This window comes from Candidatus Gracilibacteria bacterium, assembly GCA_041661045.1.
In the GTDB taxonomy this organism is placed as follows: domain Bacteria; phylum Patescibacteriota; class Gracilibacteria; order UBA1369; family 2-02-FULL-48-14; genus 2-02-FULL-48-14.
This window is the reverse complement of record JBAZVE010000001.1, coordinates 603,950-628,155: the sequence shown is the minus strand read 5'-3', so window position 1 is coordinate 628,155 and position 24,206 is coordinate 603,950. Positions and strand designations below refer to the sequence as shown.

Genomic DNA, 24,206 nt, shown 5'->3' with positions numbered 1-24,206 from the left:
ATGCAGATTTTAAGTAGCCTTTCAAAATTGGCTTGCATTTGTCATATTCGCCGTGTAGAATCCCCCTGCTTTTGCCTTAAATTAATGACAAAACAAGTCATCCAAGTGAAGGGGATTGTGGTAGAATGTCTACCCAACGCAACCTTCCAAGTAAGACTGGATGACCCGGCTTACCCGACTGACCACGAAGTGCTTTGTCACCTCTCAGGAAAGATGCGAATAAACTATATTCGAATCATTCCCGGAGATGCGGTCACCGTCGAGCTTACGCCTTACGATCTCTATAAGGGACGTATTGTTTTCCGACATAAAAAGGGGCAACCCCTACCCGAGCATCTCGGCGGCCCATCGGCCACTCCGGCTGCTCCCGAAGCGGTTCCTGCAGAAGCAAGTCCTGAAGCCCCCGGAGAAACAGGCCCTGAAGTATCAACTGAATCAACTCCAAAACAATGAAAGTCCGAGCCTCTGTAAAAATCATCTGTGAAAAATGCCGCAAGATTCGTCGCAATCGAGTGGTTCGCATCATCTGCGACAACCCTAAGCACAAGCAAAGACAAGGTTAACCCTTACTACTCTCTATATTATGGTCCGTCTCGCTGGAGTACAACTGCCAATGGAAAAACGCGTTGAAGTAGGTCTCACCTACATCTATGGCGTTGGACGAAACTTGTCTAAAACAATATTGAACGAGTTGAACATTTCTCTAGACACAAAGATTAAAGATCTGACTGAAGACGAACTGGCCAAGCTCCGTGATGCACTCACCAAGCTTCGAACTGAAGGAGATTTACGACGAAAGGTTCAAATGGATGTCAAACGACTTCAAGACATTTCCTCTTATCGAGGATACCGTCACAAGAAGCGCCTCCCTGCCCGTGGACAACGCACCAAGACCAACGCGCGAACCAAACGCGGTCGCCGTATGACCATGGGAAGTGGCCGTGTAAAAGAAAGTAAAACTTAATTAATTTTTTTGACCTATGGCCGAAGAGACTAAAAAACCCGAAAAGGAACTTGCCCCCGCTGCTGTTGCGGAGGGTACAGCCGCTGTAGAAGGCGCTGCTGAAGAGAAAAAGGCCGTTCGCCGAAGCAAGAAAAAAACAGTGACTTCCGGAAAAGTGTTTGTGAATGCAGGCTTCAACAACACCATCATCACGATTACAGACCCCGATGGAGCTGTTATAGCCTGGTCCACTTCCGGAACCTGCGGATTCAAAGGATCCAAGAAGGCAACGCCTTTCGCCGCTCAAATGGCGGCAGAGAACGCTGCTGAGAAGGCGAAAGCTTACGGATTCGAGAAAGCGGACATCTTTGTAAAAGGGGTTGGACATGGTCGCGAACAAGCGCTCCGTGGACTCATTGCTCAAGGAATTGCCATCACTCGCATCATCGATACCACTCCTATCCCTCACAACGGGTGCCGACAACCTCGCACTCGAAGAGTATAATCTTATCTAACTAGAATAAAATGTCACGATACACTGGACCCAAAGGCCGCTTAGTACGACGCTTCGGAGTAGATATCTTCGGAACCACGAAGATGGCTAAACTCTTGGAGAAGCGCCCACATGGCCCCGGTATGCACGGAGCTGCCCGAGCCGGAAAGGCTTCCGAATACAAGAAACAACTTCTTGAAAAGCAGAAGCTTCGTCTCATGTATGGTCTCACCGAGAAACAACTTCGAAACTACTATCTCAAAGCCGCTTCTCGCAAAGGAGCTACAGGCACGGAACTTTTGAAATCAATCGAGAAACGCATGGACAATGTGGTGTACCGAGGTGGATTTGCAAAAACTCGTGCCCAGGCTCGTCAAATGGTGAATCACGGTATCTTCACCCTCAATGGAACTCGCGTCAGCATCCCTTCCATTCAAGTTCGTGAAAATGATGTGATTGAAGTGCGCCCCCGTCTCAAAGAAAGTCCTCTCTTCATCGCGGTTAAAGAGGATAAAGATTTCGATCACGCCCGCTGGCTAAAATCTGATCAGAAAGCCCTTAGAGTTGAAGTGGCCTCTCTCCCAGAAGACGGAGACCTCGATCAACTGATTGAAACTCAACTCATTGTTGAGTACTATTCTAAGTAATCCATAACCTTAACCTTCTTGATATGCATATCATCCAAGAAGAAATCGGTCTCCCAAAAATTTCTGAACAGAAAATGGGGGATTTCCACTTCTCTTTCACCATCAGTCCACTTCCGCAAGGTTATGGGACTACGCTGGGAAACAGTTTGAGAAGGACGATGCTTTCTTCCCTGCCCGGAACTGCTGTTACAGGTATTAAAATCAAAGGTATTACCCACGAATACACCGTGGTTAAAGGTCTAAAAGACAGCGTTCTGGACATTATGCTCAACCTCAAGCAATTGGCGGTGAGTATGGATGGCAGCGAGACGCGTTTGATTTCTTTGAAGGTTAAGCAAGCGGGAGTGGTGACCGCCGGAGACATTGATCTTCCTTCCGGAGTTAAGGTTCACAATCCGGATCTTTACATCACCACCCTCGATAAGGGCGGTGTGCTCGATATGGAAATCCGAATCGAAAAAGGAGTGGGATACCGCGCCGCTTTGATTGGAGACACCAAAGATGGAGATGCAGAAATGATCGAGATCGATGCCGCATTCTCCCCTCTTAAGAGAATTCACTACACGATTGAATCCACTCGTGTGGGTCAAAAAACAGATCTCGACAAACTTATTTTGGAGGTGAAGACCAATGGTTCACTCACTCCGGACGAGGCACTGAAGTTTGCGGGAGGCGTGTTGGAGTCATACTTCAACCTCTTCAACCGCAACCAAGAGCCTGTAGAACCCGAATTCATGAGTGATTTTGAAAAGATCGCTGCAAAGGCAAAGGCTGAAGAAGACAGTGCCAAGCCTCAACAACAGTCCTACACTCCAATTGAAATCCTGGGCCTCTCTCCAAGAACACTCAATGCACTCATCAATGGTGGCATTGGATCTATTGAGGAATTGACCAAGGCTTCAGAGGCCAAACTGGCAAATCTACGCGGTTTTGGGAAGAAAGCCCTCACGGAAGTGGCCGAAGCCCTCGAAAAACGCGGATTTGCACTTGCTCTTGAGGAATAATTGATTTAGCATTCATCGCCCAGCAATTTAAACTATGCGACACGGAAAGAAAAATCTCAAACTGAACATGCAACGGGACCACCGCGAAGCGCTGCTTCGTAACCTGGCCACCTCTGTAATCCTGTTCGAAAAAGTAAAGACCACCGTGGCCCGTGCTAAACAAGTGCGTCCCATCGTGGAAGGTCTGATCACCAAGGCTAAAACCAAGACTCCCGTAGCAGCGATTCGTCAAATTGATCGGATCGTTCAAGATCCAAATGCCGGAAAGAAGCTCCTCGAAGTGCTCAAAGAGCGCTACAAGGACCGTAACGGAGGTTACACTCGTATCGTAAAACTCGGTTACCGAGCGGGAGATGCGGCAGAAATGGTATCTATTCAACTACTCGGCGAAGCCGAGCCTGCTCCTGTTAAAAAGAGTAAAAAATAAACTATTTTATGAGACAAACCACTACACACCCAAAATCAAAGGAAATGAACGCCACTGAAAAGTGGTTCATCCTTGATGCGGAAGGAAAAGTACTCGGACAAGTCGCCACTAAATTGGCGGATGTGGTTCGTGGAAAACACAAACCTCTTTGGCATCCCTCTTTAAACTGTGGGGACCATGTGGTTGTGATCAATGCCGACAAAGTGGTTTTGACCGGAGCTAAAGAAGCAAACAAGGAGTACATCACCCACACGGGTTACCGCGGAGGACTCAAAGTTAAGGCGGCCGGAAAAATGCGCACAGAAAAACCTGAGAAAATGATCGAGCTTGCCGTAACAGGAATGATCCCACGAAATAGAATCCGTCAATTTGCTCTCGAAAAACTCCATGTGTATGCCGGAAGCGAGCATCCACACAACGGACAAAACCCTAAACCTCTAACGATCTAGTAAAATGGCTGACGCAATGACATTCACCGGAACTTACTTCTACGCAAACGGAAAGCGAAAATCTGCCGTTGCCCGAGTTCGTTTATACAAAGGAAATGGACGAGTGGTGGTGAATGGAATGGATGCACGAGAATACTTTGGAACCGATGAAAGCGTGAATGTGTTCATGGCACCTCTCGTCCTCTTGGGTGTAGAGAAAAATTATGATATTTCCGCAATTGTAGAAGGTGGAGGAAAACACGGGCAAGCCGATGCACTCCGCCACGGAATCGCCAAGGCCATGCTCGAAGTAGATTCCGAAAATCGTGCACGACTCAAACCGGAAGGCTACCTCACCCGTGACAGCCGTATCAAAGAACGAAAGAAATTCGGTCTCCACAAGGCTCGTCGCGCTCCACAGTTCAGCAAACGATAAACCCTGGGCGAAGCACAGTCTCCCTGTCTCTGTTCCCTTTTGTCGTGAGTTCTGTAATATGAACGCATGCGCTTCGACATCCTCACTCTATTCCCGTCGCTAGTCCTCCCCTATTTTGAGGACTCTATTTTGCAAAGGGCCATTCAGAGCAAAAAAATCGAGGTGGCCGTGCACAATATTCGTGAATTCAGTAAGGATAAGCATAAAAAAGTGGACGATACACCATACGGAGGCGGGGCGGGCATGGTGATGAGCTGCCAACCCCTCTTTGACGCCATAAAAGCCGTTAAAAAGACGAATAAAGGGCCTGTGATCTACCTTTCACCCGTGGGGAAACGATTAACCCAAGAAAAAGTGGAAGAACTGGCCGAATTGAAGGAAATGATACTGCTCTGCGGCCGCTACGAAGGAATTGACCAAAGGGTGATAGAGGAACTCGTGGATGAAGAGATTTCCGTGGGCGATTTTGTACTTACCGGAGGTGAATTGCCGGCTCTCTGCATTGTGGACAGCGTGAGCCGCTTGATCCCGGGAGTTTTGGGGGATGAGGAAAGTGCTCAAGAAGAATCTTTTAGCCTGGCAACCGGCCGTATGCTCGAATACCCCCATTACACCAAGCCGGCTGACTACGAAGGCTTAAAGGTACCCGAAGTATTGATGTCCGGAAATCACGGAGAGATTGCCCGTTGGCGCAACAGCAAACTCAAAAAACCTTTATGAACGATTGGTCAACGGCCTCCATCCCCACTGTTTTGAAGGAATTGAAGAGCTCTGAAAAAGGACTCAGCTCCGCTGAAGCACGAGCTCGTTTAAAACAGTATGGAGCGAACGAGATTAAAGAGAAAGGTGGAGTGAAATGGACGACCATTTTGCTAAGCCAGTTCATCAATATACTGGTGCTGATTTTAATTGCGGCCATGAGTGTGAGCTTCATCATAGGAGAATCGTTGAATGCTCTCGCCATAGGATTCGTCATTTTGATCAACGCCACCGTGGGTTTTATTCAAGAGTATAAAGCGGAAAAAGCAATTGAAGCTTTACGAAAAATGACCGCCCCCTATGCATTGGTTCGCCGTGAAGGTGAAGTACAAAAAATAGCCGCACACGACTTGGTCCCAGGAGATATCGTTGTTTTGGAGGAGGGTGAGCAAATTCCGGCCGATCTTCGCTTAATCGACTTGGCTCAACTCTACACTATAGAATCCAGTCTAACCGGAGAAAGTTTACCCATCGAAAAATCCTTAACCCTAAGTAAAAAGATCAACGGGCTTGGAGATCTTAAAAATATGGCCTTTTTGGGAACGGTGGTGAGCCAAGGTCATGGGCTTGGAGTGGTGGTTGCAACGGGTATGCAGACGGAGTTTGGAAAAATAGCACACATGGTTCAAGTGGCGAAAAGTGAAGCAACCCCATTACAGAAACAAATGGGCCGCCTCAGTAAAATACTGGCCATTTTAGTGCTATCCATTGCAGTGGGAATGTTTTTGCTTTCATTGCTGAGAGGCAGCAATTTGCTTGAAGTTTTCTTGCTCAGTGTAAGCCTGGCGGTAAGCATCATACCGGAGGGTCTACCCACTGTAATCACTTTAACCCTAGCCTTGGGCGTGCAACGGATTGCAAAGCAAAACGCCATTATCCGTAAACTGGCCGCTGCAGAAGCCTTGGGCAGCGTGAGTGTCATTTGTACAGATAAAACCGGAACCCTCACTCAAAATGAAATGACAGTAAAGGTGCTCTGGGTCAACAATCGAACCATTGAAATCCCGGGCATCGGCTACAGTCCTGACGAAAAAATTCCAGTGGAAGACGACGAGCTTGAGCTCCTCATCAAAACCGCCGCTCTGTGCAACAATGCATCACTTTTCCAAAATGGAAATCGATGGAACATAGGAGGAGATCCCACTGAGGGGGCTCTGCTCACCTTGGCGAGGAAGGCAGGGATGGAAGCCGTCAGCCTAAATAAAAAATTCCCCCGTGAAACAGAATTGGTTTTTGATTCCAACCGTAAGCGCATGTCCACCCTAAACAAAGGCGTCCTGTACACAAAGGGGGCTCCGGATGAAATCCTTAAGATTTGTAGCCATATTCAAGTCGAAGGGAAAATCATTAAACTCAGTCCTGCAAAGAAAAAAGAACTACTCAAAGCCAATGAAGATTTGGCGAAAAAAGCCTATCGCGTTTTGGGTTTTGCCTACAAGCCGCCGAAGCAAAGTGGGGGTGATTTAAAAGAAGAGAATATGATTTTCCTAGGACTGGCTGCCATGATAGACCCCCCTCGCCCTGAGGTGAAAGACGCCATTCAAATCTGTAAACAAGCGCACATCCGAACGGTGATGATCACCGGAGATCATGCCCTTACGGCCACCGCAATCGGGAAACAAATTGGACTCTACAATGACGGAGATTTGGTTTTAACGGGCACGGAACTGGAACAAATGAGCTTCGCCAAACTCTGCAGCGTGGTGGAAAAAGTGAGCATTTACGCTCGAGTGAATCCCAGCGATAAAGTTAAAATTCTAAAAGCTCTGCAAAGCAAGGGGCACACAGTTTCTATGACGGGAGATGGCGTCAACGACGCACCCGCTCTCAAGGGAGCGGACATCGGCGTAGCCATGGGAATCACCGGAACGGATGTCTCCAAAGAAGCCAGCGACATGGTCCTTATGGATGATAATTTCGCCACCATCGTTGGGGCCATAGAAAGTGGCCGGACCATTTACCTCAATATCAAAAAGTTTATTCGCTTTTTGCTCGTCGCAAACTTTGATGAGGTGATTTTGGTAAGCGTCGTTTTCTTACTGGGGTTTCCACTTCCCTTTCTGCCTCTGCAAGTCTTATGGGTTAACCTTGTTACAGAAGCTTTGCCGGCCATTGCTCTGGGTACGGACACCGCGGAAAAAAATATTATGACCTTAAAGCCACGGGACCCCAAACAAAGTATTTTCAAAGAGCTCATAAGCTTCAGTCTCCTGGCGGGAATCCTTTCCGCGCTCGTGTCCATTTTCCTCTATTTCCGCGTCGTGAATGAATACAGCATCGAGAGAACCCGTACGATCGCATTCACCACCATCGTGATTTTTGAACTGTTCTTGGTGTTCTCGGTGCGCTTCAGCGATAAGCATTTCTTTACCGCATTCTTTAAAAACAAACTGCTGCTTTTCAGCGTGGTGCTGAGCTTGAGCCTTCAGCTCATGGCCATCTACACACCTTTTATGCAAAAGATTTTAGAAACGGAGCCACTCTCAAAAAGTGACTGGGTTTGGATGGTTGGACTCTGCATGGGCGCCGTAACCATACTCGAAGTTTGGAAACTTTCTCGTCCAAAATCCACCCATATATGATCCTCCCTATAAAAGTAATCACCCGTGCAAAAAAAACGGAATTCGTCGAAAGAATGAGCAATGGCTCATTTAAAATTCGCCTCAAGGCAGTGCCGGAGAGAGGTCGTGCCAATGAAGTGCTTCTTTCTTTTCTGGCAGAGTCTCTGCATGCCCAGAAAGAAGATATTGAAATCGTAAGCGGCTTTACCGATGCCAGAAAACTCGTTAGAATCCCGGACTCCGTAACCCTTCCCTGGTGATGCACGCAAAAAAAAGACTCGGACAAAACTTTCTCCACGATTTAGGGGTCTTGAGCAAAATCATTGAAGCCGGTGAATTGAGTGAAAAAGACACCGTGGTGGAGATAGGCCCCGGCCGTGGATTCCTCACCGATGAACTGGTGAAAAAGGCGGGGCATATCATTGCCGTGGAGTTGGATGAAGATCTCCTGCCCGGACTCAAGGCGGGCTACCTCACCCACAAAAACTTCACACTCGTCCATGGAGATGCCCTCAAGTTCACCCCTCCCACTGAGACCTATAAATTGGTGGCCAATATCCCTTATTACATCACCTCGCCTCTTCTCAATCATTTTTTGGTGGAACAATTCACCGGGGGAAATCCACCCGCTCTTTTGGTGGTCATGGTACAAAAAGAAGTAGCTGAAAAAATCATCGCAAAGAAAGGGAAGCATTCGGTGCTTTCCCTGCAAGTACATTTGTTTGGAGACCCTGAACTGGTTTGCCCCGTACCCAAACAAGCGTTTAGACCAATCCCTCAGGTGGATTCCGCGGTGATTAAAATTCGCGTGAACAAAGAGCCTAAGATTAAAGGGGACCTTAAAAAACTGTTCTGGCTTTTTCACATCAGCTTCGCCCAAAAACGCAAAAAACTCACCAACAACCTTTCCAGCGCCCTCCGAAAACCGGCACCCGAAATCCGCGAACTCTTGACCTCCCTTCAGATCAATCCGGACATCCGCGCAGAGGATCTAAATATGGAAGAGTGGCAAAAGCTATTCAACGAACTTGGTTGAGCTCTTCATTCATCTTCACAGCCGCCGCTCGAGCCGCTTCTCCAAAGTTCTTCCCGTCCTTATCACCAGATTCTGCATAGGCATAAATAATTCCACGGGCACTCACAATCAAAGCTCCTAGACCCTTTTCATCAAAGCAAGCTTTTGTGTCCGCCGCCGTTCCTCCCTGAGCCCCATAGCCCGGCACCAAAAAGAGCGTTTTAGGCATGATTTTACGAAGTTTGGCTGCCTCGGCGGGATAAGTGGCACCAACCACGGCCCCCACAAAATTATACCCACACTCTCCAACGGAATCATCTCCCCATGCCTCCACAAAGTGTCCCATCAATTCGGCAATGCTCATTTGCTCATCCACCGTCACCCGATCCTGCAAGTCTCCCGAAGACGGATTGGAGGTGCGGACAAGAATAAAAATACCCTTCCCTTCGGTCTCGCAAGCTTTTAAAAAGGGCCGAATTCCATCTAAGCCAAGGTAAGCGTTCACGGTAAGCGCATCCACGGCATTTGCCATAAGCTTCACTCCAAACACCTCAGTTCCCCCCAAAAAGGCATTCGCATACGCCTCTGCCGTAGAACCGATATCATTTCGCTTTCCATCGGCAATCACCAAAAGACCGGCCGCGCGCGCATATTTACAGGTTTCTTCAAAAGCCCAAATTCCATGGTGTCCCAGTTCTTCATAAAAAGCGATTTGAGGCTTCACCGCAGGGACCAAATCCTTAACCGAATCGATAATTCCTTTATTGAATTCTAAATACGCATGAGCCAAAGCCTCAAAAGTCTGCCCATATTCTTCCAACGCTTGTTTGAGCAAAAAGGCGGGAATTTTATTGGCCTGAGGGTCTAAGCCCACACAAATGACACTATTTTTTTCTTTTATAGCGGCGGTGAGTCTGTCAGCGAAATGCATAAAAAGGGGTTAAAGTCCGTGTTTTTCGGCCCAAGAAGCCGGGTCATTCCTAAAATCTGCCAAGATCATCTCCTTCTCGGAATCAATAAGCCCAAGATCTTTAGCCGCAGAAAGGATGACCGTGAAATTGGTGAGGGTGAAAACTGTTAACCCTGCAGCCTCAAATTGGTCCTTGGATTTTTGAAGTTCATAAGTATTGATGGCCACAATCGTGTCCACAAGGGCCTGCCCCTCTGTTCGTAGGGCCTCCACAGCAGAGATACTGCTGCCTCCGGTGGAAATATGGTCTTCCACAAGAACAACTTTTTGGCCGGGAATCAGACTCCCTTCAATTCGTTTTTTAGTCCCATGCTCTTTTGCGGCACCACGGATATAAACCATGGGTTTCCCAAGCGCCTCAGCGAGCCAGGCAGCCCACGGAATACCCGCCGTGGCAGTACCCGCAATCACATCAGCGGCAGCAACACCGGGGTACATTTTTTGAAACGCTTCTGTGATATTTCTCCTCGCCTCCACATTGGAAATAAGCGCTCTCAGGTCACAGTACACTGGAGATCTGAGTCCACTGGTCCAAGTGAAAAGAGGGTCGAGGGAAATTTTAAAAGCACCGGTGGCGAGGAGATCCTGAGCAATGGACAAAGGGTAGTTTTCCATGAGTTAGGTATTGTAATATTGTTTTTTGCCAAGTTTGTCACGGTGATAATTCCCAAAATCCTTGAGTTGTTTTACTTTTTCCAAAGGCATCACGGGGCCCTCAATACAGCTGGGAACTCCGAGTCCATCCACACAACAGTTCCCACAAACACCAAAACCGCATTTCATATACCGTTCAACGGAAATTTGAGCATCAATGCCGAGTTCTTCCGCCATTTGCATTCCTTTGAGCATCATGATCTCCGGCCCCACGGTATACACACAATCTATTTTCTCCTCCCCCAAAATTTTCTTCAAAACATCAGTATTGAAGCCGCTGTAACCATCACTGCCGTCATTGGTGGCGGTGTGCAGTCGCACGCCCTTGAGTTTTGAGATGCGATCGGTGAAGAGCAGCAGATCCTTGCGCCGCGCCCCCACAATAAATTCTACCGTACAGGCATTGGCCACCGCTTGATGCGCAAAAAAGTAGAGCGGCGCGGCGCCATATCCCCCGGCCAAAAAAGCAAGATGCTGGCCTTTTTCACAAGTAAACTGGGTTCCAAAAGGTCCACGCACTCCAACTTTATCACCCACCTTAAGTTCATGCATGGCATTCGAAAAAGGCCCAACCGCCGCGATGGAAAGATGCAATTCCAGGCCAGTATCCATAGCCACGGAAAAAGGTTTTTCATCGAGTCGTGGAATCCACACATTCACAAATTGCCCGGGCTTGGCCCCAATGCTTCCATCCAAAACAAAAGTCTTAACCTGTTCAGTCTCCTGAACGATCTCTTTTATCGTCATTGCTTTGGGCATGGTATTAATGATTTGCATGAACTTTTCCAATTAAGTCTGAAAGTTTTTTTACCCCGTTTGCATCACACCATTCATTCATTTCTTCTGCAATTTTTCCGAAGACGCCCTGGCCTCGTTGCCACACCGCGCTGCCCACCCCCACAAGCGTAGCTCCCGCCATCATCATTTCAATAGCATCTCTTCCCGTGGAAACGCCACCGGTTCCAATGATCGGACACTTGGAAGCCTTATAAATGTCATAGACATATTTAACGGCCAAAGGCTTGATGGCCGGGCCGGTGAGCCCCCCCACACGATTCGATAAAATCGGCTGCGCAAAATCAATATCAATGGCCATGCCCGGCCCCACAGAGTTGATCGCTGTAATTCCATCCGCCCCTGCCTCCAAAACACTCTGTGCAATGCTCACAATATTTTCTACATTCGGAGAAAGTTTCACCACCAACGGAATCCCTTTTCCTCCATTGGCATCCAACTGAGCTCTCACCAACCGCGTAACCTCCGCCGACTTCACAATGGAGCACGCCATGGGTTTTCCCAATTCATCTTCCACATTCGGGCATGAAATATTCAACTCCACAATATCCGGCCGCATCGAAGCCACCTCAGCCGCAATGGCGCTGTAATCTTCCATAACTCCCCCCACAATATTCGCAATAAACGGCGCCTTACACACCTCCCGGAATCGAGCCATTTCCTCCCTGGCTTTTTCAGGTCCCGCATCAGGGATACCCACCGCATTGAGCATATAATGCTCCGTGGTCACAATAACAGGATTCGGGTGCCCTTGATGCTCATAAGGCCAAAGACTCTTGCTCGTCACTCCTCCGGCTCCATTCCGCACCACTTGGGCCATGCTATCCGCCGTAACACCTAAAATGCCGGAAGCGAGAACGATAGGGTTCTTGAACTTCACACCGCAGAATTCTACTGAGAGGTCAGCCATGAATAAGGGTTCACCAAGCATAAAACCATGCCGCCTTTAAAAAAGCAATAATGAAAAAGCCACTAGTCTTTAGTGGCTTTCCCAAGAACCCGTAATACGAGGTCGATTAGTCCAAAAGATTATAAAGGAACTCCACAAAGTTTCCGCGGCTCATGGTGTCTTCCACTTCATATCCATCCGCATCCAACGATTCTCCAGCTTCATTGTCTCCCAAAAGCATTTCCAAGCTTTCGGCAATTTCCAAAGCTGTCATGGAATCCTTGGGTCTAAAGCTGGACTGAGAAATCACTTCCACATAACCTTCTGCTTCTGACTCAACAAAATCAACACTGAACGAATCGGTATCGGCATCCATAATACTTTCTTCCACCGCCAATTCCACATAGTAAGCCAAAGGATCCGTAGCTTCTACATCGACAAAGGAGCTTTCTTCTACCGCAGGAGTTTCTTCATAAGCCTCTTCCACATATCCAAACAAACGAGTAAAGATCTTGGACGCTTCATCTCGACGAATATCGTCTTCGGCATCAAATACGGCATCTGTCTTTCCGTGAAGGACATCAGCCGCCCACATTTCACAAACAGCAGTATAGAAGGAATCCTCCTCACTGATATCTTCAAATGCCATAGCGTCACAATTCACAACATCGTCATCAGAGCTCAGGTCCACCACTTGATCTTCCTCAACAGTTTCTTCAGTTTCTTCGGTCAAATCAACATCCTGATCTGATTCACTGGAGGAACCACCACTGGAACCACCGGAAGATCCACCACTAGAACCTCCATCACCACTGGAAGTTCCACTTACAGAAAGTTTAAAAGAGTCACACACTTCTTCACTGCCGTCATTGGCACAAACCGTAACGGTAAAAGTTTCGAGATAGGTGTAATAGTGGCTGCCACCCAAATAAATACGGTCTCCACTCACTGTTTCAACGGCAGATTCCAAGGCAGATCCATCCCCCCAGTTGATGCTGGTAGAGGTCAAAGAAACAGCATTTTCCGCGTAGGCATCCACAAGATTAAATGTGCCTCCAAGCCCAATCCCCTGATCAGGTCCGGCCTCAACGGTGAATCCATTCACCACTTCTCCATCGCCGGGACAAAGGTCCAAAACCGTTGAGTAAGTGTTGTTGCTTTCATCAGACTCCGTCACAAGCAAAGTGCTGTCCACTGTAGCCAATACATAAAGAGTACAGCTGATGAATTCTCCATCACTTGGACCAGAAGTCACCGTAGTCGCTCCGAGAGGAGTTCGGTATCCCGTTCCAAAGTCATCGATCGTATAATCCAAAGAAGATGCAGTGGAAAAGTCTGCATTCAAGAAATCAAAAGTAAAATTAAGGACAGGAACTTCATCTAGGCTAACGGTATCTTCTCCAATGTTTCGCACCACAAAGTCGATACTATTGTCAGTGGTATCAAAGGCCACTTGGCTCACAATAAGATCCGGAGAAGGAAAAGGAATGGTAACCGTATCAGTCAAACAGTTTGCGAGCCCCCCTTCACTCTCTCCGTGATTCACTGCCGCATCAATACACACCATGATGATGTGATCTCCGGGCGTAAGCTCAACTCCGGTTGCAATCTCCTCACTTCCAGCAGCGGAGAAAAGTGCTCCGGTCCAAGTCCCGGCACCCATTTCAATGTTCCAGTCATAAGTATAAAGAGCGCTGTAGCTTCCATCTCCCTCAACATAATCCACAAACACTTGCGTGGAAGCTTCGGACTCCAAAGTGTAATCCACAGAAAGGTTACCGGCATTCCCCGCGGTGTATGCCAAAATCTCATTTCCACCCAAAAGAACGGTAGAAATAGCAGTGATCGTCATATCAGCCACTTCAGCCACAAGAGGATCGGTACCAGCGGTCACCTCTTCCCCATCGCTTCGTCCGTCTCCATCCGTATCAGAAAAGGTGGGATAAGTACCATAAACATAAATTTCATCTTGAGTGCTAAGTCCGTCTCCATCGTAGTCATCCAAACCATCCAAAATACCGTTGCTGTTTTCATCGGGATTTAAAATGTCGAAACCATAAAACATTTCATCTTCATCCAAAATACCATCCTCATCGGTATCAAACTCAGAAGCCCCTACAGGAAGGGCAAGGATACTGAGCACAAAAGTACTCAAGATTAAGGTGCGAAGTAAACTCATAGGGGAAGGGAATTAAAAAATAGACAAGAGGGTATTGTACCTGAAAGAGTACAACCGTCAAGTCGAAAGCCCACGGAAATTGGCTTTCTACTGCGGATTAATAGGCCACCCCTTTAAAGTGCGTCCCACATAAGGGGACCATCCGCATTTGGATTGGATGTCTTCTTTATGGATGGTTTTCGTAGCATTCATGTCCACCAGAACCTGGCCCTGCACCGGGACCCCAAAGATTCGAGAAGGATTCACCGAAGTGAGTTCCACCAAGCGCTCCAGAGTGAGTCTTCCTTCGTTAACGGCATTCAGCATCAAGGGCAGCATAAACTCCACCCCCGGCACTCCGGCCGGTGCGTCCTCAAAGGGCAAGCTCTTTTCTTCCTCGGTGTGAGGCGCATGATCGGTAGCGATGCAGTCGATAGTCCCATCCCGAAGTCCCTCCCAAAGAGCAGCTTGATCCGCTGCTGACCGTAGAGGGGGATTCATCTTTAAAAAGGCGTCTTTGCGGTCTTCTTCCGTAAAAAAAAGATGATGTGGCGTCACTTCACAGCTGAGTTCGGGGCATTTGTGCGCACGCACAAGATCCAGTTCAGCCTTGCAGCTGATGTGAGCAATATGCAAACGATTCCCCACTTTTTCTCGAAGCATGATCGCGGCCTCAGTAGCCACCCGGGCACATTCACAGTCGCGCCTCCCCTGCTGAATCATGGATTCCGTCTCCGCGTGCACCACCACCGGCACATTTTTCTCCTTTGCAATTTTAAAAACTTCTTCCCAAACAACAGGATCGTCCAACAAAAGATTCCCCGTGGAAGACCCCATGTAAATTTTAATGCCACAAATGTTCTGGGCTTTGCGAATTTCCTCCAAATTGTCGCGCGTGGCTCCAAAAAATAGGCCAAAGGCCACCTTACTTTTTGCTTGAGCAATCGCCCGTTTTGCTTCCAAAGCCTCCACCGTGATGGTGGCGGGATTCGTATTGGGCATGTCCAACACCGTAGTCACCCCACCCGCCAAAGCCGCCGCGCTCCCACTTGCCCAATCTTCCTTTTCCGGCGCCCCCGGATCTCGAAAATGCACATGACAATCGATCAAACCGGGAATCCAAAACTTCCCTTCACCGGCAGTTTCTATTTTTAGTTCCATCTTTAGCATTATCGATCATAAGCCAAGTAAAGTCGCCAAAATCGCCATGCGCATGGCCACCCCATAAGTGGGCTGTACAAAGTATTTGGCCCTGGGGTCACTGTCCACTTCAGTGGCAATTTCGTCCACTCGAGGCAAGGGATGCAGCAAGATCGCATCTGCCTTTGCACGATTCATGAGTTCCGCGTTCAAAACATAAACACCTTTATATTTAAGATATTCCGCCTCACTCTCAAAGCGTTCTTTTTGAATACGGGTGTGACAAATCACATCCATCTCACTCAAGACCTCAGACAAATTTTCTGTTTCCACCACTTCATGTCCCTTGCCCTTCAACATTTCCACAATCTCCCTTGGCATTTTCAAAGCCTCCGGTGCCACAAAAATAAACTTCAAACCTGTGAAATGAGACAAATAGGCGCACTCGGAATGCGGCACTCGTCCATTTTTCAAATCCCCCACCATTCCAATGGTCAAATGTTCCAAACGACCTTTTTCCATCTTGATCGTCAGCAGGTCCAAAAGCCCCTGTGTGGGGTGATCTCCCGCCCCATCTCCCCCATTCACCACGGGCACACTGCTGCCCTTTGCAAGCTCAGCCACACTTCCTTTTTCAGGATGACGCATCGCAATAATGTCCGCATAACTGGACACCATCTTCCCCGTGTCATAAAGAGTTTCCCCTTTTTTAGCCGAAGAAGTAGTGCCCATATCCGCGTTGGAAATCACTTGTCCACCGAGCCGTAACATCGCCGTTTCAAAAGAAAAGCGTGTTCGCGTAGAAGGTTCATAAAACAAGGTGGCCAAAATTTTCCCCTCCGCCAAACCAAGCCGCTTTCGCTCCAAAACAGTTGGCAAAAACTCCTCCGCCCGACTCAAAAGACCCAAAATGTCATCGCGAGTCAGATCTTGAGAAGAAAGAAGGTGTTTCATAAGCCCTTTTACTAGGATTCTACACAACGCAAAGCCCCGGGGCAATGGGAGCAAGCACTTTAATTTTCAGAAAAATGGACGCCGTGCACCTCACTCAATCTTCGAGCAAATTCCTTCAATCTAGGTTCATCTCCAACAGAAAAAATGGGAGTCTTACCAAACGATATGTTCTCTATCACCACTTGTGGCCCAGGGAGATCACTCGGAAGATAAACAAAGACACTCTCACGAAGCTCAGTTCTGACAGCCCTCTCCTCCATCTGCACACTCAAACCAAATTCTTGAACTAGAGTATCAAAAGTTGCCCAAAAAGAAGTGACCCTTTTCAACTCATCAGCAATCGCTTTAGATCGGGGAAGCAGGTCCCCATCCCATGTGCGCATAAGCACCTGGGCCCATCCATTTGGGAAACGCGATTCAAAAGGAGCTGTACCTGCACTTTGAGATCCATAGGAAGAAAAGTATAATCGAGCAACGGAAAGGTTAAGTCTGGGCGGCAGAGAGAGTCCACGCACTTCTTGAGCTTTTTCAGGGCTGATCCCAAAGAAAAAGCCTTTTTTGCGAAAGACATCATGACAATAAAGAAGAGCCTCTTTCTGATAATCAATCGCAGCACGGACCGCACAAAGAGTAGGATTGGAGGTGGAAGCCGGCTCAACCAAGAGAAATGGGGGGAATCCGGGGAGAGCAGCAGTTACTTCCTCGCTAGAATAACTCACCCTAAATTCATCTGGACAAGACAGAGCTTCTTCTATCGTAGGCTTTGACATTTATAATAAAGAGGAATTACGGCGAAATCATAATACATATACCTAACTCCGTCAAGCCCTTCCTCCTCCTCCGCCACCCCTCCCCCTTTTCTCAAACAAATGGCATGCTAAACTGCCGGAGATGGAAAAACTCACTCTTACTCTCAAAGACGGCACACAGTTCACAGGAAAGGCTTTTGGCGCTCTTGAAGAAAGTGAAGGAGAAGTGGTCTTCACCACGGGCATGGTGGGCTACCCGGAAAGTCTCACCGACCCTTCATTTAAAGATCAAATCTTGGTGATCACTTTTCCTCTAGTCGGCAATTATGGAGTACCCGCGGAAGAGCTGGATGAGGAAGGAATAAGCAAGTTTTTTGAAAGCGATCGCATGCACATCAAGGGCCTCATCGTGAGTGATTACAGTGAAATTTATTCTCACTGGAAAGCTGCAAAGAGTCTTTCGGACTGGATGCGTGAATACAATGTTCCGGGAATCACCGGTATAGACACACGAGCGCTCACTCAACTTTTACGCGAAAAAGGGTCTCAGCCGGGGAAAATCCATCTCGAAAGCGTCAAACCCAACAAAGAGTTTTATGACCCCAACACGGTGAATCTAGTGGCAAAAGTGAGCCCAACGGAAATCAAAACTTATGGGACGGGTAAAAAACACATCGCGGTGATCGACTGTGGGGTTAAAAACAATTCCTTGCGCAGCTTTCTAAACCGAGGGATAAAAATCACCCGCTTCCCTTGGAACGCCAATCCTTTTGACTACGAAGATAAAACCGGAGAAAAATTCGACGGCGTGTTCTTCTCAAACGGCCCCGGAGATCCCAGCATCATGAAAGAAACGGTGGAAGTGATGAAAGAATGCATGAAGAGAAAAATACCTTCGTTTGGGATTTGTCTTGGGACACAGATCATGGGCCTGGCGGCGGGTGCAAAAACCTACAAATTGCAATATGGCCACCGTGGACAGAATCAACCCTGCATCAACACTCAAACCGGTCGCTGCTCCATCACTTCGCAAAACCACGGGTACGCCGTAGACCCCAAAGGTCTTCCCAAAGAGTGGGAGGTGTACTTTGAAAACGCCAACGACGGCTGTGTGGAAGGGTTGAGGCACAAAACGCTCCCCTTCTTTTCCGTTCAATTTCACCCAGAAGCCGCACCCGGACCAACAGATACTTCCTACCTCTTCGATGAATTCGTGGCTTTGCTCTAAAATTCACGGTAGAATCCACGCATGTTTGTTTGTTTAGATTTAGAAACCACGGGGCTCAGCGCGCAAGATGACCACATCATTGAAGTGGCTATTGTTCGTTTCGACCACGAAAAGATTGTGGACGAATGGTCCAGCCTGGTAAAACCCTCTGTCAGTATTCCCGCCTTCACCATGCATCTCACGGGGATTAATAATGAAATGGTTAAAGATGCGCCAAGTTTGGCGGAACTCAAGGCCATCATCCTGGAAAAACTCGGCGACTACCCGATTATGGGACATTTTATCCCCTTTGATATTGGTTTTTTAAACGCCAAAGGATTCGGCCTTACGAATGCTCCACTGGACACCTGCCAATTGGCCCAAGCTTTTTTGGCCAAAGAGCCCAGCTACAGCCTGGAAGTCCTCTGCCAGAAGCTTAATATTTGCCAGGTGAGCGCTCACCGCGCCCTGGACGATGTGAAGGCGAATATAGACTTATTCTGGCGCATTTCTTCTCATGTCCGTGCACTCTCACAAAACGAAAAGGAAACCGTGCGCCCCCTTCTTGAAAAGAGCGACTGGCCTTGGGCTGTACACTTGCTCCCATTATTGGACGAAACCGGCGGCGAAAAAATCCCTCCCACGGAGGACGCCGATCGTGCCGTTCACAGCGAAGTGCACGCCAATTTGAGTGAACTCAGCCAAGACCTTACCCCTCCATTTTTGCTCGAAGAACGGAGCCACACCTACCAAGATCTTTTGGCGTACGCCCTGGCCCAAGATAAAAAATCTCTCCTCGTGGTGGCCGCTCCGGAAAAAGTACCGCCCCATGCGGACGCAGGAATTTTAAAACATCCGAGCTATTATTTGGATGAAGAGCGCTTCCATTCTTTCCTTAAAAAAGAGCGCCTCAATGGAGTGGAAACCATGATCGGGGTGAAAATGAGCCTTTGGCTTTTGGAAACCGAAACGGGAGAAAAATCAGAGCTACGATTCATCAAAGAGGAAAAGGAAATTTGGTTCGACCTGGCTTGCCAAGAAGGTGGAACGCCTCAATCCTTTTTTGCCCGTGCGCAAAACAAAGGACTGGAGAAAAAAGTGATGGTGGTGAGCCATCAATATCTTTTAAAAGACCGCAGTCGCAAAGATCCACTGCTTGAGCTGCCCGAGCATTTGATTGTGGGAGAAGTCGAGCAATTGGTGCAAGCTCTGGAAGAAGCGTGGCACATACGACTCAGTGAAACACGGTTCATCCAAGATTTACACAGACTCAAAAAAGACAATCCCACTGCCGAAGAACTCATCGACGCCTTGGCCACAAAAGTGTCCATCCTCTTTGGATTCCTCGGCATGATGCTGCAAAATCAAGGGACCCCCAATGACCCTCGGCACGCCCTGGTTTTGGAAGCCCATCATTTCAACACCACGGAATGGAACAAAGTGAAAGGTTCCGCCCAGTCCATCGAAAATGCGGCGGCGGCGCTGGGTGAATCATGCAAAGAAACACCAAACCTGGAAGAATTCACGCGGTACCTCCTCTACCTCACCAAAATCCTACAAATGGACAGTCCGCTCCTTTGGCTTTCTTTCAGCAAAGAAGGTCAGCCCATTGTTCATGCCTTTCCAAAAAATACGCATGAAATTTTTGTGGAACGCGTATGGAAAGCCGTGCCGAACTTACACCTTTTTGCAAACCATGGAAACTTAAAAGATGACTTCGCTTTCCTCAAGCAAGAGCTGGGACTCCCACCGGAAACTCTGTTCAAATCCGCGGAAGAAATCTTTCCCCTCCCCCTCTACTATCCAGAAACCCCCATCAAAAATCCGAACGATGCGCAAAACATTGAAGAAGCCGTAAACGAACTTAAAAAGTGGCTGACGGAACAAGAGGGAAATGCCATCATCATCGCCAATTCCATGACCACGGCGGAACAATTTTTCTACAAACTGGCGAAACCCTGCAAAGAATTGGGCCGCAAACTTTTGGTCCAAAACCTAAGTGGAGGGATGGGCAAAATCACAAAGCTTTCCGGAAAAACCGATGGGAAAAATGTATTCGTTGGGAACGAAAGTTTCTTGGACTTCCTTCTGGAAGAGGGCATCAATCTCTCCTTTTTGGCCCTGCACCGCATTCCATTCAGCAGCCCGGAGGACCCCATACAAAAAGCACGTACCGCTCGCTTGAAAGATGCCTACAAAGAGTTCACACTGCCCCAGGCGGGATTGCGGTATGCAACGCTGCTCCGGCACTTTTTGGGCAATGAATGGAAGGGCAAAAAAATCCTCGTTTTAGATCCTCGCATCCACGACTATGAAGGACACTTTAGTTAAAATTCGAAACAAATTCCTGGGCTGGAAATATGCTCATTTCCTCAAGCCGATTTTCTTTAAAATGGATCCGGAATTTGTGCACGACCGCTTCACTTTTATGGGCCGTTTACTGGGAAGCAACCCCGTCACTCGCGGCCTCACCCGAGTCCTCTTTGGTTATTCCCACCCCATGCTTGAGCAAACCATTCTCGGCATTCACTTTAAAAACCCCATCGGCCTTTCCGCCGGTTTTGACAAAGACGGCCTCCTCACTAAAATCATTCCCTGCACAGGCTTCGGCTACGAAGAAATGGGCTCCATTACCGGAGAGCCTTGTGAGGGAAATCCCAAACCCAGGCTCTGGCGCCACCCCGATAAAAAAGCGTTACGAGTCTATTACGGCCTCAAAAACGACGGCGCAGTCGCCATTGCCAAACGGCTCAAAAAACAGCGCTTCGCCTTCCCCATTGGCACCAGCATCGCCAAGACCAATTGCAAGGAAACTTGTGAAACGGAGGCGGGCATCCAAGATTACGCCAAGGCTTTCACAGCCTTCGCCCACATTGGCGACTACTTCACCATCAACATAAGCTGCCCCAATGCCTTCGGCGGACAACCCTTCACGGATGAGGACCGCCTTGAAAAACTGCTCACCGCTCTCGATCAAATCCCAACCCAAAAACCCATTTTCATCAAACTCTCCCCGGACCTCACCCACTCCGAGCTGGACACCATTGTGGACTGCGCAAGCCGCTACACCGTTCACGGTTTCATTTCCACCAATCTCACTAAAAAACACGATTTGGGCCTCGGCGGCCTCAGCGGAAAAGCCGTGGAAGATCTTTCCAATGAACAGCTTAAATATCTCTACAAAAAGACCCGCGGAAAATTTGTACTCATCGGCTGCGGTGGCATTTTCACCGCAAAGGATGCCTACGAAAAAATCAAAGCCGGCGCCTCCCTACTCCAGCTGATCACCGGGATGATCTACCAAGGCCCCCAAAGCATCAGCGAAATCAACCGCGGCCTCGTCCACCTCTTAAAAAAGGACGGTTACTCCTCACTCCAAGCGGCTATTGGCAAAAGCGTGGATTGATGTATAGTAAAGCCTATGGCAGAAAAACGCATCCTCGCAATAACCGGCTTCGAAAATTTTTCTATCCCAAAGCCACCTGAGGGCTATACGGGGGAACCTATTGGAATCATCACAAATCCATCCGGTGCAATCATTGAAGAAATACGAGAAAACCCAAAACTCAAGCGAGTTTTAATGGAAGCCGCGGAAGCAGATACCCTCCTCGTACAAATACTACGCCTTCCTCTACCTAATATAGGGAACCCTCAAATCGCCAGAGACTTCTTGGAGTCCGAGCTTATTAGGGGAGTCTACAGAAAGCTCGGTAAAAAGGGAGCCATACTTTCCCTTGGCCAGGGCCATCTTGAAAAAGGCCCACTCATTGAACAGCAATTCGGCAATAAACTCATACTACCGGGAGGAGACACCGCCATTATAAACGCATCAGAAGACCCCGAAGCCAGGACGGAGCCAAGAGAGGGTCCAGCGCGAGTAGTAACTGCATTAGAAGCGCGGTTCCCTTCCGTAGCATTGAGCTCAAATGCGGGACCTTTTTATTGCAATGAAGCCGGAAAACTCAATGATGATAAGTTTGGTGACAAAGCTCTATTTGTGCATCTACCTATGCTAACAATCGAGAGACAAAGACGAATATATTTCGACATGTTCCCAGAGTACTGTGCGTCAAAAGGCCTCACGAGAGTAGAGCAAATCCCCTGTCCCTCCACGGCAGAAAATCTAGCCTTCGTAGAAGCACTGCTCAAGGTTTGGAAACCGTTTACTTGACCGCCTTCATCTGCTTTTCCACCGCCAATCTTTCTCCTTTGAGGAAGAGTACTTGGAAATCACTAAGATCTCCTTTCGCCAATTCAGCGGTGAGGAATTTCAAGTATTCTTCAGTGGTCTGGTAGCTCACTTGGCTTTGTTCTTCACAGAATAGACACAAGAGCAAAGCCTCGTTCTTTTTGTGATCAAAACTAAAGATTCCACTGCGGGCTAAAAAGTTCTGATCCCGATTGTCCACCGGGTCTTCTATTTTCACCGGCGAAAACTGCAAAGTCGTGGTGAAATTGGCATGATGCGCCAAAATCTGCACCCGCCCGAGCTCCGTGTTGAAACTCAGCGAGCTCACTTTGCCATCAAAAACATCTTTCTCCGGCGTCCGAATTGTAAGGTGAAATTCACTCATGGAAATTATTTTTTAGAAGCCTCATGTTTAGCAATCACATCTTCGATGGAAACGGCCATGTAGAAGAGTTGTTCGTCGATGTGGTCGTACTTACCTTCCAAGATTTCCTTGAAGCCACGAACGGTGTCGGCCACCTTGTAGAATTGACCAGGCATGCTGGTGAATTGTTCGGCAACGAAGAAGTTTTGAGAAAGGAATTTTTGGATCTTTCGAGCGCGATACACGGCCTTTTTATCTTCTTCGGAAAGTTCATCCATACCCAGAATCGCAATAACATCCTGGAGTTCTTTGTAGCGTTGGAGCAACTGACGAACTTGCGTAGCCACAGCGTAGTGTTCCTCTCCCACGATGTCCGCCTTGAGAGCGGTGGAAGTGGAATCGAGGGGATCCACAGCCGGGAAAAGACCCATGGATGCTTGTTTTCGTGAAAGCACGATGGTGGCATCCAAGTGAGCGAAAGTCGTAGCGGGCGCAGGATCGGTCAAATCGTCCGCAGGTACATACACCGCTTGCACGGAAGTAATAGAACCCTTTTTAGTGGAGGTGATGCGTTCTTGAAGTGCAGCCATATCGGTTGCAAGCGTAGGTTGGTAACCCACAGCGGAAGGCAAACGGCCGAGCAAAGCAGACACCTCGGCTCCGGCCTGAGTGAAGCGGAAAATATTGTCCACGAACATCAGAATGTCGAGTCCATCATCACGGAATTTTTCCGCGATGGTCAGACCCGTGAGAGCCACACGCATGCGCGCCCCGGGAGGTTCGTTCATTTGTCCGAACACCATGGCGAGCTTGTCGATAACGCCGCTTTCCTTCATTTCTCCAATCAAATCATTTCCTTCACGACTTCGTTCCCCCACTCCGGCAAACACGGAATATCCTCCATGCGCCATCGCCACATTGTGAATCAATTCTTGCATGATCACGGTTTTTCCCACTCCGGCTCCTCCGAACAGCGCCACCTTTCCTCCCTTAATGAAGGGACACAAAAGATCCACCACTTTAATACCCGTTTCAAAAATTTCTACCGTTGGATTTTGTTCGGAAAGGGTTGGAGGTTCCGCATGAATTCCTCGGTATTCCGTTCCGGCAGGCAACTCGGCTCCACCATCGATCAAATCTCCCGTCACATTGAGCACTCGTCCGAGCACTCCCTTTCCAACCGGCGTTTGAATTTGCTTTTGAGTATCCACAACTTCGAGTCCAACCGCGAGTCCGTCCGTGGTCGTCATCGCTACCGTTCGAACCACTCCATTCCCAAGGTGAGCCAACACTTCGAGCACCACTCGGCCGGCAGGGCCTTCCGTGTGAAGCGCGGAATATTGAGCGGGTACATGGTCTGCAAAATACGCATCCACAACCACTCCAATGATACGAACGATTTTACCAACGGGCATTTCAGTTTT

General features: G+C 48.3%; 24 protein-coding genes and 1 pseudogene. 15 read left to right on the top strand and 10 right to left on the bottom strand.

All coding sequences use genetic code 25. From position 1 onward, the window contains the following. Positions 1-84: 84 nt before the first annotated feature. The 12 genes and pseudogenes from infA to WC777_02920 all read left to right on the top strand — a co-directional run bounded on the left by infA (position 85) and on the right by WC777_02920 (position 8,003). Positions 85-312 (top strand): annotated as a pseudogene (gene infA / locus WC777_02975) (translation initiation factor IF-1). A 137-nt stretch (positions 313-449) separates the two neighbouring features. Then, entirely contained in the window at positions 450-563 is a 114-nt protein-coding gene (gene rpmJ / locus WC777_02970; GenBank protein ID MFA6024152.1) for a 50S ribosomal protein L36, read from the top strand. 20 nt (positions 564-583) lie between these two features. Further along, entirely contained in the window at positions 584-964 is a 381-nt protein-coding gene (gene rpsM / locus WC777_02965) for a 30S ribosomal protein S13 (GenBank protein MFA6024151.1), read from the top strand. 16 nt (positions 965-980) lie between these two features. Then, positions 981-1,448: a 30S ribosomal protein S11 gene (rpsK, locus tag WC777_02960; protein MFA6024150.1), complete on the top strand. Its 468-nt coding sequence runs from the start codon at positions 981-983 to the stop codon at positions 1,446-1,448. Positions 1,449-1,468: 20 nt separating this feature from the next. Next, positions 1,469-2,083: a 30S ribosomal protein S4 gene (gene rpsD / locus WC777_02955; protein ID MFA6024149.1), complete on the top strand. Its 615-nt coding sequence runs from the start codon at positions 1,469-1,471 to the stop codon at positions 2,081-2,083. Positions 2,084-2,106: 23 nt separating this feature from the next. Then, on the top strand, positions 2,107-3,087 hold the full coding sequence (locus WC777_02950; GenBank protein MFA6024148.1) for a DNA-directed RNA polymerase subunit alpha: 981 nt from the start codon (positions 2,107-2,109) through the stop codon (positions 3,085-3,087). 34 nt (positions 3,088-3,121) lie between these two features. Then, positions 3,122-3,514, top strand: coding sequence for a 50S ribosomal protein L17 (gene rplQ / locus WC777_02945; GenBank protein ID MFA6024147.1), 393 nt, complete (start codon positions 3,122-3,124; stop codon positions 3,512-3,514). A gap of 8 nt (positions 3,515-3,522) precedes the next feature. After that, positions 3,523-3,963 (top strand): 50S ribosomal protein L13, encoded by a 441-nt coding sequence (rplM, locus tag WC777_02940; GenBank protein ID MFA6024146.1) that lies wholly within the window; start codon positions 3,523-3,525, stop codon positions 3,961-3,963. 16 nt (positions 3,964-3,979) lie between these two features. Next, the gene (gene rpsI / locus WC777_02935; protein ID MFA6024145.1) at positions 3,980-4,378 is read left to right on the top strand and encodes a 30S ribosomal protein S9; all 399 of its coding nucleotides are present in this window, start codon (positions 3,980-3,982) and stop codon (positions 4,376-4,378) included. Positions 4,379-4,444: 66 nt separating this feature from the next. After that, positions 4,445-5,191, top strand: coding sequence for a tRNA (guanosine(37)-N1)-methyltransferase TrmD (trmD, locus tag WC777_02930; GenBank protein ID MFA6024144.1), 747 nt, complete (start codon positions 4,445-4,447; stop codon positions 5,189-5,191). Further along, on the top strand, positions 5,095-7,731 hold the full coding sequence (locus WC777_02925; GenBank protein MFA6024143.1) for a cation-translocating P-type ATPase: 2,637 nt from the start codon (positions 5,095-5,097) through the stop codon (positions 7,729-7,731). Before trmD ends, WC777_02925 begins: the two co-directional genes overlap by 97 nt. Continuing rightward, positions 7,716-8,003 carry a DUF167 domain-containing protein gene (locus tag WC777_02920; GenBank protein ID MFA6024142.1) on the top strand — a complete coding sequence of 96 codons (288 nt, stop codon included), beginning with the start codon at positions 7,716-7,718 and terminating at the stop codon, positions 8,001-8,003. Before WC777_02925 ends, WC777_02920 begins: the two co-directional genes overlap by 16 nt. Here the strand turns inward: WC777_02920 and WC777_02915 are convergent. From WC777_02915 to WC777_02880, 8 genes are all read right to left on the bottom strand, one after another. Next, a complete protein-coding gene (locus WC777_02915; protein ID MFA6024141.1) occupies positions 8,000-8,290 on the bottom strand; it encodes a hypothetical protein in 291 nt (96 codons plus the stop codon). The genes WC777_02920 and WC777_02915 overlap by 4 nt on opposite strands. A gap of 247 nt (positions 8,291-8,537) precedes the next feature. Beyond that, positions 8,538-9,644: an orotidine-5'-phosphate decarboxylase gene (gene pyrF / locus WC777_02910; GenBank protein MFA6024140.1), complete on the bottom strand. Its 1,107-nt coding sequence runs from the start codon at positions 9,642-9,644 to the stop codon at positions 8,538-8,540. A gap of 9 nt (positions 9,645-9,653) precedes the next feature. Further along, entirely contained in the window at positions 9,654-10,298 is a 645-nt protein-coding gene (gene pyrE, locus WC777_02905; GenBank protein MFA6024139.1) for an orotate phosphoribosyltransferase, read from the bottom strand. A gap of 3 nt (positions 10,299-10,301) precedes the next feature. Beyond that, the gene (locus WC777_02900; GenBank protein ID MFA6024138.1) at positions 10,302-11,114 is read right to left on the bottom strand and encodes a dihydroorotate dehydrogenase electron transfer subunit; all 813 of its coding nucleotides are present in this window, start codon (positions 11,112-11,114) and stop codon (positions 10,302-10,304) included. Further along, complete coding sequence (locus WC777_02895; protein ID MFA6024137.1) at positions 11,101-12,042, bottom strand: dihydroorotate dehydrogenase; 942 nt, start codon at positions 12,040-12,042, stop codon at positions 11,101-11,103. The genes WC777_02900 and WC777_02895 overlap by 14 nt, the downstream gene beginning before the upstream one ends. A 106-nt stretch (positions 12,043-12,148) precedes the next feature. Further along, positions 12,149-14,200, bottom strand: a complete 2,052-nt coding sequence (locus WC777_02890) for a hypothetical protein (protein ID MFA6024136.1) — start codon at positions 14,198-14,200, stop codon at positions 12,149-12,151. A gap of 87 nt (positions 14,201-14,287) precedes the next feature. Next, complete coding sequence (gene pyrB / locus WC777_02885; GenBank protein ID MFA6024135.1) at positions 14,288-16,273, bottom strand: aspartate carbamoyltransferase; 1,986 nt, start codon at positions 16,271-16,273, stop codon at positions 14,288-14,290. 59 nt (positions 16,274-16,332) lie between these two features. Further along, complete coding sequence (locus tag WC777_02880; protein MFA6024134.1) at positions 16,333-17,043, bottom strand: hypothetical protein; 711 nt, start codon at positions 17,041-17,043, stop codon at positions 16,333-16,335. 121 nt (positions 17,044-17,164) lie between these two features. Between WC777_02880 and carA the strand changes: the two genes are divergently transcribed. Genes carA through WC777_02865 form a run of 3 tightly spaced genes read left to right on the top strand, consistent with a single transcriptional unit; the run spans position 17,165 to position 22,466 of the window. Further along, on the top strand, positions 17,165-18,250 hold the full coding sequence (gene carA, locus WC777_02875; GenBank protein MFA6024133.1) for a glutamine-hydrolyzing carbamoyl-phosphate synthase small subunit: 1,086 nt from the start codon (positions 17,165-17,167) through the stop codon (positions 18,248-18,250). Between the two features lie 21 nt (positions 18,251-18,271). Further along, the gene (locus tag WC777_02870) at positions 18,272-20,560 is read left to right on the top strand and encodes an exonuclease domain-containing protein (GenBank protein MFA6024132.1); all 2,289 of its coding nucleotides are present in this window, start codon (positions 18,272-18,274) and stop codon (positions 20,558-20,560) included. Further along, positions 20,541-22,466: a quinone-dependent dihydroorotate dehydrogenase gene (locus WC777_02865; GenBank protein ID MFA6024131.1), complete on the top strand. Its 1,926-nt coding sequence runs from the start codon at positions 20,541-20,543 to the stop codon at positions 22,464-22,466. Before WC777_02870 ends, WC777_02865 begins: the two co-directional genes overlap by 20 nt. Here the strand turns inward: WC777_02865 and WC777_02860 are convergent. Continuing rightward, on the bottom strand, positions 22,393-22,803 hold the full coding sequence (locus WC777_02860) for a F0F1 ATP synthase subunit epsilon (protein ID MFA6024130.1): 411 nt from the start codon (positions 22,801-22,803) through the stop codon (positions 22,393-22,395). The two genes, WC777_02865 and WC777_02860, sit on opposite strands and share 74 nt — an antisense overlap. Positions 22,804-22,808: 5 nt before the next feature. Further along, the gene (atpD, locus tag WC777_02855) at positions 22,809-24,197 is read right to left on the bottom strand and encodes a F0F1 ATP synthase subunit beta (GenBank protein MFA6024129.1); all 1,389 of its coding nucleotides are present in this window, start codon (positions 24,195-24,197) and stop codon (positions 22,809-22,811) included. Positions 24,198-24,206: the final 9 nt, after the last annotated feature.